The organism is Bacillus sp. GW823-FHT06A11, assembly GCF_058795355.1.
The window spans coordinates 125,850-139,802 of record NZ_JBXAHS010000003.1 but is presented as its reverse complement, the minus strand read 5'-3'; the positions used below and the strand labels follow the sequence as shown (position 1 = coordinate 139,802).

The following is a 13,953-nucleotide window of genomic DNA, read 5'->3' as shown; positions in this document are numbered from 1 at the left end:
TACCTACGAAAAAGTGTAAAAGTATACTTTTCTACCATACTTTTAAATTTGGTATACTGTTTCTAACTTACGCATGAGTAGAAATGTATACTTAAAGCCTCATATTTATAATTTATTCCTGCTTTAAAATTGCGATTAACCCTTTATTAACGGTATATATATATAACACCTCTAAACTACGCATGAGTAGAAATGTATACTTTTACACCTTTAAAATCACCTACTCTATAAACTACGTATAAGTAGAAAAGTAGAAAAGTATACTAAAAAATCTTACGCTTTAGTATACTTTTCTACTCTTTCGATAAATTTGTTAGAAAAACATAAACTTTTCTTCGGTATACTGTTGCGAATATTGTATATAGATGTTACATTTTACTCAAAGGTATACTTATTCGGAGTTTTATGGAGGAATGTCGAAAATGACTAGACAAGCAACTACATACGTAATCGGTAACTTTAAAGGCGGAGTTGGAAAAACTAAAACAGCTACAATGTTGGCTTATGAAGCAGCTACTGTATTTAATGAGAAATGTCTATTAGTGGATATGGATCCTCAGGGGAATGCTACAAGAGTCCTTGCTAAAACAGGTGACATTGAACAAATAGACAAGTCTATTACAGATGCATTTTTAAATCAAAATTTAGAGAATGAGATTATCCCAGTTATTGAGAATTTGGATATCGTTCCATCTAATACTTCATTTAGAAAGCTTTCAAAAATCCTCTTTGATATGTTCCCCGAGGATGAACTTGCACAAATTACTTACTTAAAGAAACTACTCGAGCCATTAAAAGATAAATATGATCGTATTTACATTGATGTACCACCAACAATCAGTGACTACTCAGATAATGCTATGATCGCAGCTGATTATTGTATCATCGTTCTACAAACACAAGAGCTATCTTTAGAGGGTGCACAAACATATATTGCTTATATGCAATTCTTAGCAGAAACATATGATGCAGACCTACAAGTTTTAGGCATTATCCCAATGATGTTACATCAAGGGAAACGAGTGGATAATAAAGTATTACAACAAGCTCAGGAAATGTATGGTGGAAACGTTCTAGAAACAATCGTGAGATATCAAGAGCGCCTAAAAGTTTATGATATTGAAGGAATTCATAAAAATGTTAACGTTAGCGGTAATATTGATATGTGGGATGAAAAAGCTCATCAACTATTCATCGATGTTCTTAGCGAACTAAATGAACATGAAAATTATTTTGCAACTATTAACGCTTAAGGAGGAAGTTCATAATGTCTAAAGCACCATTTCAACCTATTGTCACAAAACCTGGAAACACTTTAAATGACAAAGGTGTACAGATAAAAGGAACTAACGATTTTGGCCGTAATAGTGAGCCTGTCAAAAAACAAGTTATTAAGCCTATTATCAATAAAGGAAAAGTAACAGCTCCCGAAAAGCCTGATCAACGTTTAGTTCCATCTAAAACAGCTAAAATTTCACCAGCTGTTTTATTAAAGCTAAATACACTTAAACCATTTATAAAAGAACAAGAAAGCATGGATAAGGCATCGATTAATAGTATTATCGATATGCTTCTTGAAAGCTATGTAAATACTAAGCTAACAACAAGACAATCTGAAGGTTATAAAGGGATGTACAAACACCTTTATGAGATGTTGGAAAAGAAATAACAAGTGAAAAGTTTAAATAGGAGTGGTACCTGTGGAAAATAAGAATAGTTCATTTGTAGTAACAGTTACGCCTATTACTGACAACTCAGATTTAAATACGAACAAAGAACAGAAAATACAGGCGCCTGAGAAAAAGAAATTTAAAAACCAACAGGGAAGTATTAAAGTTCCTAGTGAATCGAAGGAAGAACTTGAAGCATTAATGAAAATTGCCAATAAAAAATTTGCTCATGAAATAATCGATTTACTTATACAGAGTTATGTAGAAAAAGAATTAACAACAGAGCAGAAAATGAAATTTAAATTACTGACTGAAATATAAAAAGAAGTATCCCTTGTTCTAATTAGGGGTACTTCTTTTTTATGTTGAAAATCTAATATTAAATACATCTTTCACTAAAGTGGAAAAGTAGAAAAGTATACATTTCTACTTTTTCGTAGTTTATTGAAAACCTTATAACACCTGCAACTAGAGCTCTTTTCTCATGCGGTTTTTTAATATAGCATTGTATAAATTTAGGTTAGTTACTCACCGATTGCAATAAAAGTGAAATGACGATTTCTTGGTTCACCTGAAGCATTTCCTGTTTTAAGCCTTACCCTATTTTTATCAAGAGAAACTAAAGTTACATTATCTAAAGTACTTCCTCCATGCCCTGTAGTATCAGAGCTATCAGAATATAACTGTGAAGCAGTTACAGCAGGAATGTTATTAAAATGCACATCAAAATGTATATCCCATAGTCCTGTATCAACTAGGCTTACATCAAATCCTCCACTCCCACTTATAATTCCTCCATCGCTCTCAATATTACCATATACAATTCTCATATAAATTACCTCCTATATTTTGTGCAATCACACATTATACTTACCAAAAATGATAATAATATACAAAATATAGATTAGCTTATAATAATTCTGTTTCATTACATACGCTTTTCCCAAAATACTATGATAATCTCTAATTCAAAAAAAATAAAAAGGACTGGAAATTAAAATATATAATTTCCAGTCCTTTTATCTTATATATTAAACTCACCAAAACTTCCACCACGGCTTTTTCTTCTCTTTCGCTGCAGCAACCTCATCCCGAAACTCCTGCATCTCGCGCTTGCTAACATGTAAACGCATAGAAACGTTCTTTACTCAACCATCCCCTGCTTCTTACATAATTCTAATTTTTGTTGATTCTTTGTGTATTCACTTGCGCTCGTACTATTACTGCTCCCTTGATTAATTGCCTTTTTCATCATTTCATTTTCTGATTTTACAGTATCGCACTGATCTTGGGTGAGATTAGTCTTAGTTTGTGTCTTAGTCTGTGTTTCTTGAGCTTTTTGTTCCTGTTGAGCTTGAGTCTGTTCTCTAGCTCTCTGGTCATTCTCCTCGCCTTTAACTTTACTATATTCCTCTGGAGTCATTCCTTCAGCTTTAGCTTTCTTCTCCACATAATTATATAACTCAACCTTTTCTTTTCTAGTCATCCACACAGATAATTCAATTGTTCCATCTTTCTTACGAGGATATACAGCAGAATGGAATTTATCAGCAATGGCAGCTTTCTCCGCGTCAGACTTAGTGTCTTTCTTATTATCTTTCTTAGATTCCTGTTTAGCTTCTTGCTTCAAGTGCTCCTTTTTAGGTTCTTCTTTTGAACCGCAACCAACAAGTAACGTTGTTGCCAATAATCCTGTAAGTGTTATTTTAAGCGTTTTATTCATAGTTACCTCCGACATTGATTATATATATAATACAATTTTAACATATTAAAAGGTATAGAAGAATCATTCCATCGATTCTTCTATACCTCAGGTACAATCTCTTACCAGAACTTCCACCATGGCTTCTTCTCTTTTGCAGCAGCAACCTCATTTCGAAATTCTTGCATCAATCTCTTCGTTTCCTGCATCTCACGTAGCGTCTTCATCAGCGTCTCATCTCGCGCTTCCAATCGTTTTTCCACGCGTTCATTATGCGCTTCTACGCTCGCTTTGATTTCCTCGTTACTTTGCTTTGCCTGCTCACTTAATCGCTTCTCCATTGCTAACATACTCTGATTCATTTCTTGCGCCATAACGCTGTACTGTTCCTGTAATTGCTGTTTTATGTGGAATGGCACTAAATCCGTTTCCTCAGACTCTTCTTGAATCAGATCCGGATTAACTTTCTCTATTTGCTGTGCAATCATCTTCGCTGCCTTTTCTAGCGTCATACCGTCATGCTTACTCAGTTCAATTAATTTTTCAATCACCATAATGTCATTGTCTGTGTACTGGCGTCTGCCGCGATTATCTTTCTTTACTGCGAATCCCTCACGTGACAATACTTCCATGTACTTTCTAAGGGTGCTATCACTTATTCCTAGTCGTTTATATACTTCACTAGCAGAATAAACAATTTCGTCCGTCATAACGTCACAACACCTCCTAGTGAGAGTATTCCATGGTGGTTAAGAAATTCCTGCAAATAAAAAAGCCATGTATACACATGACTTTCGTAGCATAATCACTTCTATATTCAATAGAAATTAAAGTGAATTATGTTTCTTTACTTTTAAAGGAATAGATATCACATATAAATCTATAGCATAAGTAATAATCAAAATCCCTTTTCCTTCATCAGCAAATTTTGCTTGCAGAAACTTTTCTGAAACCTTCCTTTTTCCCCATCTCTTTGGAAACCATCCAAATCCTAAGAACATAAAATTAGTCTGCCCTTTCACTAAAATTCCGATAACTTATTTCTTAATTCTAACTCTTCAACTGTTTCAAACCCCTTAAAAAATAAGCTTGCTATCTGATTATGATTAAAAAATACATTGTATTCTTTAGATAAATTACCATGTGGATAAGGACAAGATACATAATCCCACATTTTGTCTTCATTTGCTTGTTGTTGCTTTCTACCATAAACCATAAGAGGTTGATTAATACCCTCAACAAGAACTACAGAACCAATTGGTAATAAATCTTCTCCAATTAATAAATTTGGTACATATGTATTTTCCATAATTAAAAACCCCTTCTAATAAATTATAAAATTAATACTTCTTTGAAGAATAAGATTTCTTAAAAAAAAATGAAACAATCTTATAAAATATGAAAATAAATAATGGCATTACTACACAAAATACCACTGATAAAATCATTTTTTCTTTCAATGTAGCATCTGCTCCAAACCATATAGCCAATAGACTAGCAGGAACAGCAATAGCACAAAAAATCGTTAAAATCTTCCTAAATACATCTAAAGAAAGCATCTTATCCCCCCTATAAAAAACAAACTATTTAGTCTTTTTCAACTCCAAATTTTACACCTAATCCTATTCCAAAACCAACATCAAGCTCGTTCATTAATCCCAGTTTGGCTTCCCCGCCTATACTACCATAGGCTGCCTCTCCACCAACCACTATCTTCCAATCATCAATAAAAGGAATAGGAATTTTAACTTCAGCTTCCCCTTTAATTAAATCTGCTTTAGCTCCAATGCCAACATGACCATCTTTAGCCTCAACACCAGCTTCAGCATTCCCAACTTTCACATGGACTTTTCCATCTTCATGATCTACTCCAAAATCATTAAAAGTTACTCCAGCTTTAGCTTCTCCACCTATTCCTCCGCCAAATTGCGCCTTAACCTCACCTCTAAGAAGTTGTTCATGTATAGTAAAATCTCCAACCTTAAATCCAGCATCTATAACTGCCCCTTTAGCCTCTCCACCTATCTTATCATATCCATTTACATCATCAAAAAAAGTCTTTGCATTCTTAGGGAGTGTTATATCTGTATTATAATTTAAAACTTGAGCAAAAGGACTATTATCTTTTATTGAATCGCCAATCACTGCGCCTGCATCTTTAAATATATAATGATTATCTGCCTGTTCGAATTTTTCTGCTATGCGTTCCAATTCACTTTCAATATGGTTCAAACATTGAACATAATCTTCATAAGACTTATTAAATCGAGGCAAATCATTATAAAAAGTTAAACTAGAAGCTCCTATCCATCTCATTTGAAGATTAAACACTTCTGAAAGAATTCTATTATGACGATTGGTTGCTTCAGCACTAGCATATTTAAAAGTTTTTGCTCTATTTCTTAATTCCTCTGGAGTAACTTTAATATCTCCCACTTATACCCCCCCTTATTTCTATTGTTTCTAATATAATATTAGAGTTACACATTCATATAATTACTGTTTTTTCCAAAAAAATCAAGTAAAAATTATATTATTTAGAATATTGAATCACTCTATGTCTCATGACGGTTAAGAAATTTCTGCAAAGAAAAAGCCCTACATTTGTAGGACTAAATAGCTTTCGCAATTTCAACAAGCAACCTCATAAACAATGGGATCATTTGCACCACTATATAACCAATCCCAGCCCTTGAAATTAAACTGAATCCCCGTTCCTGGCTACCAACCATTATGAACAGCCCACCGCATAACGCTACAACGGATGCTATCGGATATGACACTGCTTTAATCAAGAAGATGACCGGTTCAAACGCATTTACAATACGATTGTACAGTTGGCCATCTATATAATTTTTTATTGCTCCGTCATTGGACTGCACATCTTTAAATACTTCATTTACATCCGGATTATTACCATCAGCAAATACATGAGGAATATCTATAATTTGACTGAATATAATAGCACTACCTACTATTATTCCTACTCGCACCGCTACAGGTGCGTATTTTTTTGCTTTCTTTTTGAACAAGCTCCATTTTTTCTTTGCTCCGTAGTTACCATCCATAAAATCTTTGATGCTCATCGTCTCAGTTGCCATATGGACCATCTCCCTGTTTTTAATGGAAATCAGTAACGGTAAATATGTTGCAATCCAATCCCTCGCAAAGCTTCTGAATTTGTTTTCTACGATATTCTGTCGTGGTGTACCAAATAAACTTAGGGGTCTTTTCAAATACTTTGCATTCCATCAGTTTGCGATACTTCTGCATCTTGATACGGTTCGCACTCATCTTTTGTTCATGATCCACCTCTACAATGTGATAACGTCCATTATCAGTGAATAGTGCATCTGCAATTATGGCAACTATACCTTTCACATTCATTTTCACTTCCTGCTTCCACGTTTTCGGGCATTCGTAAGCAATGTAGATATCATTTCGCATGATGTAGTGGCGGAATTGATTAGAACGTTTGAGAATCTTCTTACTTCCGATACGTTCGCGTCCTTCTTTATTGAGATAGTACACCTTCTCTCCATCCCTAAAACTAGACACATATTCTTCAATCCCTTTCATTACACGAGAAGCGTTTCTGTCACCGCCAAGATCGTGAAGTACCTGGATTTGCTTCCTACTTAAAAATCCCAACTTCTTCAAGCTCAAGAGTATGGACTCGGTTCTCGCTTCCTTTAGTGCTAATTTTTGCATCTTCATGCTCCTTCCTCGCTCTTATGTTGATATGTGGCTTTATGATGTTATCAATCTGCTTATTATCGATATAAACAGTTTGTAGGACCTTTTTCTCGTTCGTTTGATATATAGCCCTTCCTTTTATGTTAGGAAGGCTCTCTGCGCCACCCTCGTCTAATACGGCACGACTCCCTGCCTCTGTTTGTAATCTAAAGCAAACACGAGCACCGATGTTTTGACGCAGTTGTGACGGCATAGCACTATTCGTCGGATATTGGGTTGCATATATTAAACGGAATCCAGCCGCCCTGCCACGACGACCTATATCAACAATAATGTCCTGGCACTCCTGGTATGGCGCTATATCGGCTGCTTCATCCACGATGACAAAGTATCGTACTGGATCCCCGGCTTCTTTTATATCTTCATATCCTTTTTCTAGTAAGTATTCGTTTCTATCATTCAGTTTATCTTGCAATTCCCTTAGAGTCTCAAGGGCTTCCTCTGGATTCTTCGCAATTGATTCGACTTGATTTAGGAATCTGTATCGGTTGAAAGAGAGACCACCCTTCAAATCAATGAGGAATAACTTTATATTTTCCGATTGGTTGCGTACCAGCGAAGTAATAATAAGCTTTAATACATTCGATTTCCCCATATCCGTCATGCCGGCAGAGATCATATGTGATAACTGATCAAAGTCGTGTTTTATCAATCCATCCCTTGTATAACCAATAGGTATTTCCCATCCCCTACATTGCTTCATCATCTCTTCTTCAAATTTCACAAAATCAGGTATCCCTTTCTCGTAAACTCGTATTTTAAGTAACCCATCGTAAGACAGCTCAATTTCCTTTTTAACGAGTTTTTTCTTGCTTATGATGTTTTGTATTTGTTTTAAAATATCTTTTCGCAGTCGAAGAGATTTGAAGTCTTGTAGTTTGAAATCATAAACTTTGCTCTTATGATTTAATCCATCCCCTAAATGTTGTATCTTTTGTTCGAAATCGGAGAAGCTAAGACCAAGCGGAATCCTATAAGCATATTCAACTCCCCAATCATTTCTTGTCTTACGGAGTAGCTGTATAGTCCTAGTTTCTTTCCCTTCCTTAACCTTCAAACCACAATTAGCACAAATTCTTTGAATCTTGGAGGCATCATTTGTTGCTCCTTTTTGATGCATTTTTGATAGAAAGACTACACCACCGACTGCAGCAGAACTTACTAACTCAAATATCACAAACCTGCACCACCCCTCATGTATGTTTTAACAAAAACAGTCCCTGCTAATTAGAAGAGAGAATAATAGCTATGAATCATTGAAAATACTAATCTTTCAATGTCTGAAGCAGTATTCTGCAAACGAATTCTATTCAGAATAGGTGAAACGAAGTTTTAAGAGGCTATTAATTTGGAACTGGGAATCGTAATTTGTTTGGTATGGTAAAAGGTATTCTATACAGCTTGCTCAATATTCACCATTTTTAGGGGTTTATTTTTAGTGAAACTAGGACATTACTGAAGACAACAGATAACTAAAGGAGTGAATGTTGTGTGGGGTCTTGGGAAAAAACGCACAAAGTTTGGGAAGTATTTAGATAAACACGGAATTGAGCAAGAATGGTTAATTAGAAAATCAGGGCTAGGAAGAAATACTGTAGGGGATTTAGCTAATAATCCAGATAGATCACCAACACGAAAAACAATGCAAAAGATATTAAAGGTTCTCCGTGAACTAGATCCCAGGATTAAAGCTGATGATTTTTGGGATATGTAAAACAATAGTGCAATTTTACAAAAGGAGCTGTTTATATGGGTATGGAGCGAAAGTCCGTTGAATATTTCATAGAAATAATGAATGAACGCATTCAATTCTTAACTGATAGCATTAATGATTTTGAAAATGAAATAAAAGCTGCTGATGGATATGCAAAAGGTCATTTTAAAGGATATAATGCAGCTCGCCGAAGCGAAATTGAATTTATCCAACGACGAATAGAATTTTTAAATAAAGAATTAGAGGCAAAAAACAACGCAGAAAAAGCAGTTTAAAGAGAACAAACGTTCGTGTATAATAAGTGTAAATTATCTACACGAATTGGGGGATCATCATGGAAAATCAGAGTTGGGGAACACCTAAATTACGCGGGAGGGGCATGGTCAAGTGGCAGCCGTTCGCCAGTATGCCAGAACAATACGAAGTGATACGAGAAATAATTAGCGATTTGAATAAAGTACCTAAACCAATTGTCAGTGAAGATATGCAAGAACAGATTGAACGAAGTCTTATTTATTCGATGCAAAGTAAAGAGGAAATATCTATTTCATACTATCGTGATGGAATGGTGCACGACATGTACATAAATGTATTACATATCGAACCAATGTTAAAAACCGTATATTGTACGGATGCATTCGGACTTAATACAGAGTTTAAGTTTGATGAATTAGTGAGTATAAACTGACTGAATACGGTCAGTTTTTTCGCGTGAATAGATTATAATTGGTTTAGTATATATAAGTTACGGGGATGCGCTAAAGGGGGAGTAGTTTTGGATAAAAAACAAGGGGATAAAGACGATGATCTTAGTATGTTTTTGGGAGCAGGTTGTTTTATTGTAATACTTTTAGTAATCGGATTTGGGATATTTGGATTCATAGGTGCTCTTATAGAAGGAAGCGACAATGAGGAGTACAACAATAATCCTTACACTGAGGACTTTGACGGGGATGGGATTGGTGGAGATAAGGATGACCATGACTATTATCATAAAAATGTAAAATAAGCCGCCCGATAGGACGGCTTTCATTGTTTATTTTTTAATATATTCGTACCACCACTTTCCGTCTGGTCGAGTATCCATCCACCAAGTAATCTTGTCTAATTCTGGATTAGGTAATACTTCAGTCTCAATATAGGCGAGACCTGTTAATGGATCAACAACAACTTTACCCTTCGTTCCACGTTCAGCCATTGCTTGAATCGCTTCATTTATATAATTCGTGCCGAATCCACCTGATTTTACATATTGATATCCACTGTTATTACTCGTATTACCGCCTCCAGAATTATTAGATGCACCTGAGACTGATTGACCAGTTAATGCGTATACAATAGAATTTGCGATTTTATCAACGTTCCATTTCGCCATATCTGAGTCATTATCAATGAAACCTAGTTCGATTAGAATTGCTGGTGCTTTTGTGCTATTTAACACATAAAGGTCATTACGTTGTTTCGCTCCACGATTAGACCATCCAATATCCTTTGCGAGTTGTGCTGATACTTTTGCAGCTAAAGATTGTTGATCATAATAACAGACCTCCACGCCGTTTGCACTTCCGTTATAAGCATTTAAGTGGAATGAAATAACAAGATCCACACTATGAAAGTTACAGTTTCTAACGATATTATTTAAGTTTTGCGCTTGAGTAGAACCTGTTTCATCTGTATCATCATAAACCGTGTGACCTAACGTTCTTAATTTAGAGGCCACCGCATCTTTTACCTGACGATCCATAACATGTTCTTTTCTACTTCCGCAATTTGCACCTTGTACAATACTATTGTGACCACCATGTAAACTATACTTACCCATTATTCAACATCTCCTTTTTCATTTTGATCAGTAGCGTCTCCATGACTTGTCCAAATACCTAGCGCAATACCAAACAAATAAACAGCTTGCTGTACCTTTTCTAAATTACCTTCAAACCCAGTTACTCCGAATACCGATAAAATCAGTCCAAAGCATGAAAAAAGCGCAACCCATGTTTTCCAGTTGCGCAAACGTTTTAAAATATTTTCTTTTGTTAGTGGCATTGTTAATTTGCCTCCTTTTCTAGATTATCCAAGCGCTTATGTGCTTGCTTTGAGCTTTCTTCAACTCGTGTAACACGCTCTCCAAGAGCAATCATTTGTTTTTCACTTGCTTTTAAATCGATTCGAATATCATCAACGCCTTTGCGAATATATCCTAGTTCTGCTTTCATTTCTGCGCTTTGTTGACCATCAGATTTGATGGACTTGGTTCTATTTAAAGAGTATGCAAAGTAGCTAATAGCAAGTGATAATACTGCAATTAGCACTCCGATTTCAATATTCATTAATTCATCTCCTGTCAAAATAAAAAAGCCCACTATTGTGCGCTATCCGTAATTAAATCTGCTCTTCCATTGTCAATTAAGTATATATCAATCCTTTCTTTATAGGCCTTCATCTTTGTAATGATAAAAGTATACGTAAAAACTTCATCGATCACTCGTTGTGCCATGTACTCAGCCATTTTGCATCTACTCCTTTTTATTGGATACTAGCAACAATCAATTCGTCTATAGCTTTCTGCATTAATTTCATTTCTTTTTTCAGTTTTTCTAGTTCAGAAGGTTCTTGCGGTTTTGGTTCTTCAGGCTTCGGTTCAGCCGTTTTAACCCATTTACCCTCGCGGAATACAGGTTCAAAGATTAAGCCTGGGCAAACCTCTAAAGTACAATTTACAGGGATGTCAGGCTCATAACCTACGATAACATCTTCTTCATATGGTACTTGTACATCTTCATGCTCTACCTTGCGCATTACGCAATTCGGACAGTCGTGAGGAAAACCTGGATTATCTCCACCCTCTACAGGTTCGTACGTTTCATCTTTGATAGATTGGTGTACTTCGCATAACTTTTCTTCCGTGACAACTTCTTTCGATTCCCAACGATACGCCGTTTGTTTCTCGTAAACTGGTTTTTCCTCTAAAGGGATAATCTCTGTAAACTTACCGTCTTTGTTATAACAATATCCGTAATACTTAGCCATGTATTTTCCTCCTTAGTCTACTACGTAAGTGAAAGACAGATAAACGTTTTTACCTTTTGTCCAGAAATTAATTCGACCGTCCTGCATAATGTCGCCTGCTAAGAATGTTCCATCTGTAGCAAGCATCGTCATAGGTATATCTGTTGTAGGTCTAACATCTGTCGGAAGTGTCGAAATTACATTACCTACAGCCGTAGAGTTTAACCCTACAGCGCCTCTAACAGTTACAGTATTGCCTCGTCTGTCGGCTATTAGAGGCCTATTAGCGCTGAAGTTAACAGCATCTGATGTCAACGTTAAAGTAACTCGTCCATCCTTATCTCGCATTGCTACAGGTTTTCCTTTATAGGTGAACTTATAGTCGCTTACCGTCAAGCTAGTAGTATCACTCCATGGGTTAGTTCCCCACCCTATATACATCTGGTCAATACCTGCTCCATTACGTAATCTTCCGACACCTGCCACAGTTGCCCCGCCTTCATAATACTGTAAACCTCGCGCACTAGTAGAAACGTCTGTAGGTTGATGGACTCGGATAGAGCCTCCCTTGTCGTCAATCATCAGATAAGACATTACCCCTGAAAGCGTTAATGGTCCTGTCATCGTGTCGCCTGCTTTTTTAACTACGTTCGTAGCCGTAGTGATGTCGAATTGTTTAGTTGTAGGGTTATAAGACCAAACATCCATCGCGTTCACGTTGTCCCACATATTTGTACGAGTTGCGTCACCTGATATGATTGTTTTAGAGGCACCTCCAGACTGGAAATGTATACCGTACTTAGCAGTAGTACTATCAAAATAGATAGGGCCTGTCATCGTACCGCCTGCTTTTGGTAACGCTCCTGCTGCTAATTCTCCGGCTTTAATGATTGGAGCGAAATCTACATCTTTAAACTTTTCTCCTACTTCAATTGCTTTTTGTATTACCGGGAATTCATTTGTAGATTCCAAAGCGGTATCAGACATTATAGATTCATCCACAGCGAAAACGAATTTGCATGTTTCAATTACTTTATTATTAGGGAAAGTTAATCTTAATTGCGCAACTACGTTTCCGTATGCAATAAGTGTTTGTGTGCTCAATACTACATAATACTTACCTTGCATTTGGTTTACATTTTGTACATCTTGGAAAACTCTCTTACCATCAGGCTTTAAAAATGCAATTTGTACCTTTGTGGCTGTCGAAAAATCTGTAACTACTTTGTCGTGAGTTACATTGATTAATAGCTTGGCAGAGTTTAAGTCATTCTGATAAAATCTCATTACCTTTAGTTCTTCTTCTTTTGTAGCGAAATCCTTGTATTGCATAGTATCTACTGTTATTTCCCTTACCTTTAACAGTTCTGCCAAATTAACTCACCTCTTTATGCTAATTTTTGTTCTAGTGCTGCTAATCTCTCTTCATGATTTTTATCTTTTTCTTTGAGTTCTTCGATTTCTGCTTTTAAATCGCTAATTTCGTTATCTTTTGCAATCTTCTCTTCCTGGAAAGCTCTAATCTGAATAGCTAATGATGAATATATTTCAGCTGCAGTTCTACTTTTTGTGACGAAACAACCTGGTGTGTTCTCATCATCTGCAATCCAACCATAATGAGTTTCTATATTGTTCGTTGTAAGGATTGGATCATCCTCTGTACGGTTCATTCTCTTTTCATACAAATCTTCCATATCTGTTTTCAAGTTATACTGTTGAATATTGAGAGCCATGATCTTTTCTAATGCACTAAACTGCAAATCACGAATATTTGTCTTGTACTCACGTTTCGATGCCGTTTGGAATGCCGATGCCGTAACAGCGTTATATGCACTTCCTGACCCGTTTTTAACTTGAAGTGTTGTATATCCGTCGACGCTACCATTACGCAGAGTTACTGTTTGGAAACGAAGATCAGTTTCGTTATTTGGTGTCGCGACCACATCAAGCATGTTTTTACCGTTTAAATTGAAAACAATAGCAGACTGGCTGTCCATCCATACGGATTTAGATCCACCTTTTAACGTTATTCCACCAGCAGAGTCTACCCAAAATGCGTTCGATGGATTAGATACTGTGAAGGTAGCACCGTTGGCTACTTC

At 36.0% G+C, this 13,953-nt stretch carries 24 protein-coding genes and 1 pseudogene; 7 read left to right on the top strand and 18 right to left on the bottom strand.

The window, feature by feature from the left end; genetic code table 11:
* Positions 1–422 precede the first annotated feature (422 nt).
* Genes AC1Q8L_RS14770 through AC1Q8L_RS14760 form a run of 3 tightly spaced genes read left to right on the top strand, consistent with a single transcriptional unit; the run spans position 423 to position 1,991 of the window.
* Positions 423–1,253: a ParA family protein gene (locus AC1Q8L_RS14770; protein ID WP_098155046.1), complete on the top strand. Its 831-nt coding sequence runs from the start codon at positions 423–425 to the stop codon at positions 1,251–1,253.
* A 14-nt stretch (positions 1,254–1,267) separates the two neighbouring features.
* Positions 1,268–1,669, top strand: a complete 402-nt coding sequence (locus tag AC1Q8L_RS14765) for a hypothetical protein (RefSeq protein WP_000030444.1) — start codon at positions 1,268–1,270, stop codon at positions 1,667–1,669.
* A gap of 31 nt (positions 1,670–1,700) precedes the next feature.
* Positions 1,701–1,991 carry a DUF5388 domain-containing protein gene (locus tag AC1Q8L_RS14760; protein WP_492339456.1) on the top strand — a complete coding sequence of 97 codons (291 nt, stop codon included), beginning with the start codon at positions 1,701–1,703 and terminating at the stop codon, positions 1,989–1,991.
* Positions 1,992–2,194: 203 nt separating this feature from the next.
* Here AC1Q8L_RS14760 and AC1Q8L_RS14755 read toward each other — a convergent pair whose 3' ends face one another.
* The 11 genes and pseudogenes from AC1Q8L_RS14755 to AC1Q8L_RS14705 all read right to left on the bottom strand — a co-directional run bounded on the left by AC1Q8L_RS14755 (position 2,195) and on the right by AC1Q8L_RS14705 (position 8,305).
* Complete coding sequence (locus AC1Q8L_RS14755; protein ID WP_492339455.1) at positions 2,195–2,500, bottom strand: hypothetical protein; 306 nt, start codon at positions 2,498–2,500, stop codon at positions 2,195–2,197.
* 207 nt (positions 2,501–2,707) lie between these two features.
* A pseudogene (locus AC1Q8L_RS14750) lies at positions 2,708–2,788 on the bottom strand (DUF3967 domain-containing protein); the annotation flags it as partial.
* A gap of 26 nt (positions 2,789–2,814) precedes the next feature.
* Positions 2,815–3,393, bottom strand: coding sequence for an ABC transporter permease (locus tag AC1Q8L_RS14745; protein WP_078183725.1), 579 nt, complete (start codon positions 3,391–3,393; stop codon positions 2,815–2,817).
* A 101-nt stretch (positions 3,394–3,494) separates the two neighbouring features.
* Positions 3,495–4,082 carry a DUF3967 domain-containing protein gene (locus AC1Q8L_RS14740; RefSeq protein WP_098829964.1) on the bottom strand — a complete coding sequence of 196 codons (588 nt, stop codon included), beginning with the start codon at positions 4,080–4,082 and terminating at the stop codon, positions 3,495–3,497.
* 117 nt (positions 4,083–4,199) lie between these two features.
* Positions 4,200–4,373 carry a hypothetical protein gene (locus tag AC1Q8L_RS14735; protein WP_000478359.1) on the bottom strand — a complete coding sequence of 58 codons (174 nt, stop codon included), beginning with the start codon at positions 4,371–4,373 and terminating at the stop codon, positions 4,200–4,202.
* A gap of 20 nt (positions 4,374–4,393) precedes the next feature.
* On the bottom strand, positions 4,394–4,681 hold the full coding sequence (locus AC1Q8L_RS14730) for a DUF4176 domain-containing protein (RefSeq protein ID WP_000432383.1): 288 nt from the start codon (positions 4,679–4,681) through the stop codon (positions 4,394–4,396).
* Between the two features lie 31 nt (positions 4,682–4,712).
* Entirely contained in the window at positions 4,713–4,931 is a 219-nt protein-coding gene (locus AC1Q8L_RS14725) for a hypothetical protein (RefSeq protein WP_000949622.1), read from the bottom strand.
* 28 nt (positions 4,932–4,959) lie between these two features.
* Positions 4,960–5,808 (bottom strand): WXG100 family type VII secretion target, encoded by an 849-nt coding sequence (locus tag AC1Q8L_RS14720; RefSeq protein WP_098014159.1) that lies wholly within the window; start codon positions 5,806–5,808, stop codon positions 4,960–4,962.
* 176 nt (positions 5,809–5,984) lie between these two features.
* Positions 5,985–6,473, bottom strand: a complete 489-nt coding sequence (locus tag AC1Q8L_RS14715; RefSeq protein WP_098404291.1) for a hypothetical protein — start codon at positions 6,471–6,473, stop codon at positions 5,985–5,987.
* Positions 6,474–6,492: 19 nt separating this feature from the next.
* A complete protein-coding gene (locus tag AC1Q8L_RS14710; protein WP_340637667.1) occupies positions 6,493–7,038 on the bottom strand; it encodes a replication-relaxation family protein in 546 nt (181 codons plus the stop codon).
* Complete coding sequence (locus AC1Q8L_RS14705) at positions 7,007–8,305, bottom strand: FtsK/SpoIIIE domain-containing protein (RefSeq protein WP_098404297.1); 1,299 nt, start codon at positions 8,303–8,305, stop codon at positions 7,007–7,009. Before AC1Q8L_RS14705 ends, AC1Q8L_RS14710 begins: the two co-directional genes overlap by 32 nt.
* Positions 8,306–8,617: 312 nt before the next feature.
* Here AC1Q8L_RS14705 and AC1Q8L_RS14700 point away from each other — a divergent pair, with 312 nt between their 5' ends.
* From AC1Q8L_RS14700 to AC1Q8L_RS14685, 4 genes are all read left to right on the top strand, one after another.
* On the top strand, positions 8,618–8,842 hold the full coding sequence (locus AC1Q8L_RS14700; protein WP_000264499.1) for a helix-turn-helix domain-containing protein: 225 nt from the start codon (positions 8,618–8,620) through the stop codon (positions 8,840–8,842).
* 35 nt (positions 8,843–8,877) lie between these two features.
* A complete protein-coding gene (locus AC1Q8L_RS14695) occupies positions 8,878–9,117 on the top strand; it encodes a hypothetical protein (RefSeq protein WP_098404300.1) in 240 nt (79 codons plus the stop codon).
* A 59-nt stretch (positions 9,118–9,176) separates the two neighbouring features.
* The gene (locus AC1Q8L_RS14690; RefSeq protein WP_098404302.1) at positions 9,177–9,530 is read left to right on the top strand and encodes a YolD-like family protein; all 354 of its coding nucleotides are present in this window, start codon (positions 9,177–9,179) and stop codon (positions 9,528–9,530) included.
* A gap of 87 nt (positions 9,531–9,617) precedes the next feature.
* Entirely contained in the window at positions 9,618–9,851 is a 234-nt protein-coding gene (locus AC1Q8L_RS14685; RefSeq protein WP_240520392.1) for a hypothetical protein, read from the top strand.
* 27 nt (positions 9,852–9,878) lie between these two features.
* Here the strand turns inward: AC1Q8L_RS14685 and AC1Q8L_RS14680 are convergent, their stop codons facing one another.
* The 7 genes from AC1Q8L_RS14680 to AC1Q8L_RS14650 all read right to left on the bottom strand — a co-directional run.
* Positions 9,879–10,664, bottom strand: a complete 786-nt coding sequence (locus AC1Q8L_RS14680; protein ID WP_098404306.1) for an N-acetylmuramoyl-L-alanine amidase — start codon at positions 10,662–10,664, stop codon at positions 9,879–9,881.
* Complete coding sequence (locus AC1Q8L_RS14675) at positions 10,664–10,888, bottom strand: hypothetical protein (protein WP_098097078.1); 225 nt, start codon at positions 10,886–10,888, stop codon at positions 10,664–10,666. Before AC1Q8L_RS14675 ends, AC1Q8L_RS14680 begins: the two co-directional genes overlap by 1 nt.
* A 2-nt stretch (positions 10,889–10,890) precedes the next feature.
* Positions 10,891–11,172, bottom strand: a complete 282-nt coding sequence (locus AC1Q8L_RS14670; protein WP_098289465.1) for a hypothetical protein — start codon at positions 11,170–11,172, stop codon at positions 10,891–10,893.
* A gap of 32 nt (positions 11,173–11,204) precedes the next feature.
* Positions 11,205–11,351, bottom strand: coding sequence for a hypothetical protein (locus AC1Q8L_RS14665; RefSeq protein WP_170956934.1), 147 nt, complete (start codon positions 11,349–11,351; stop codon positions 11,205–11,207).
* A 17-nt stretch (positions 11,352–11,368) separates the two neighbouring features.
* Entirely contained in the window at positions 11,369–11,872 is a 504-nt protein-coding gene (locus AC1Q8L_RS14660; RefSeq protein WP_492339454.1) for a hypothetical protein, read from the bottom strand.
* 12 nt (positions 11,873–11,884) lie between these two features.
* Positions 11,885–13,225 carry a BppU family phage baseplate upper protein gene (locus AC1Q8L_RS14655; RefSeq protein ID WP_422851094.1) on the bottom strand — a complete coding sequence of 447 codons (1,341 nt, stop codon included), beginning with the start codon at positions 13,223–13,225 and terminating at the stop codon, positions 11,885–11,887.
* Between the two features lie 14 nt (positions 13,226–13,239).
* On the bottom strand, positions 13,240–13,953 hold a 714-nt coding region (locus tag AC1Q8L_RS14650; protein WP_492339453.1), incomplete at its 5' end, for a tail fiber domain-containing protein.

Bases quoted from the DNA above. Each gene is read 5' to 3' on its own strand.
- AC1Q8L_RS14770 (WP_098155046.1), top strand. From the start codon at position 423: ATGACTAGACAAGCAACTACATACGTAATCGGTAACTTTAAAGGCGGA.
- AC1Q8L_RS14765 (WP_000030444.1), top strand. From the start codon at position 1,268: ATGTCTAAAGCACCATTTCAACCTATTGTCACAAAACCTGGAAACACT.
- AC1Q8L_RS14755 (WP_492339455.1), bottom strand. From the start codon at position 2,500: ATGAGAATTGTATATGGTAATATTGAGAGCGATGGAGGAATTATAAGT.
- AC1Q8L_RS14745 (WP_078183725.1), bottom strand. From the start codon at position 3,393: ATGAATAAAACGCTTAAAATAACACTTACAGGATTATTGGCAACAACG.
- AC1Q8L_RS14740 (WP_098829964.1), bottom strand. From the start codon at position 4,082: ATGACGGACGAAATTGTTTATTCTGCTAGTGAAGTATATAAACGACTA.
- AC1Q8L_RS14735 (WP_000478359.1), bottom strand. From the start codon at position 4,373: ATGTTCTTAGGATTTGGATGGTTTCCAAAGAGATGGGGAAAAAGGAAG.
- AC1Q8L_RS14730 (WP_000432383.1), bottom strand. From the start codon at position 4,681: ATGGAAAATACATATGTACCAAATTTATTAATTGGAGAAGATTTATTA.
- AC1Q8L_RS14725 (WP_000949622.1), bottom strand. From the start codon at position 4,931: ATGCTTTCTTTAGATGTATTTAGGAAGATTTTAACGATTTTTTGTGCT.
- AC1Q8L_RS14715 (WP_098404291.1), bottom strand. From the start codon at position 6,473: ATGGCAACTGAGACGATGAGCATCAAAGATTTTATGGATGGTAACTAC.
- AC1Q8L_RS14695 (WP_098404300.1), top strand. From the start codon at position 8,878: ATGGGTATGGAGCGAAAGTCCGTTGAATATTTCATAGAAATAATGAAT.
- AC1Q8L_RS14690 (WP_098404302.1), top strand. From the start codon at position 9,177: ATGGAAAATCAGAGTTGGGGAACACCTAAATTACGCGGGAGGGGCATG.
- AC1Q8L_RS14680 (WP_098404306.1), bottom strand. From the start codon at position 10,664: ATGGGTAAGTATAGTTTACATGGTGGTCACAATAGTATTGTACAAGGT.
- AC1Q8L_RS14675 (WP_098097078.1), bottom strand. From the start codon at position 10,888: ATGCCACTAACAAAAGAAAATATTTTAAAACGTTTGCGCAACTGGAAA.
- AC1Q8L_RS14670 (WP_098289465.1), bottom strand. From the start codon at position 11,172: ATGAATATTGAAATCGGAGTGCTAATTGCAGTATTATCACTTGCTATT.
- AC1Q8L_RS14665 (WP_170956934.1), bottom strand. From the start codon at position 11,351: ATGGCTGAGTACATGGCACAACGAGTGATCGATGAAGTTTTTACGTAT.
- AC1Q8L_RS14660 (WP_492339454.1), bottom strand. From the start codon at position 11,872: ATGGCTAAGTATTACGGATATTGTTATAACAAAGACGGTAAGTTTACA.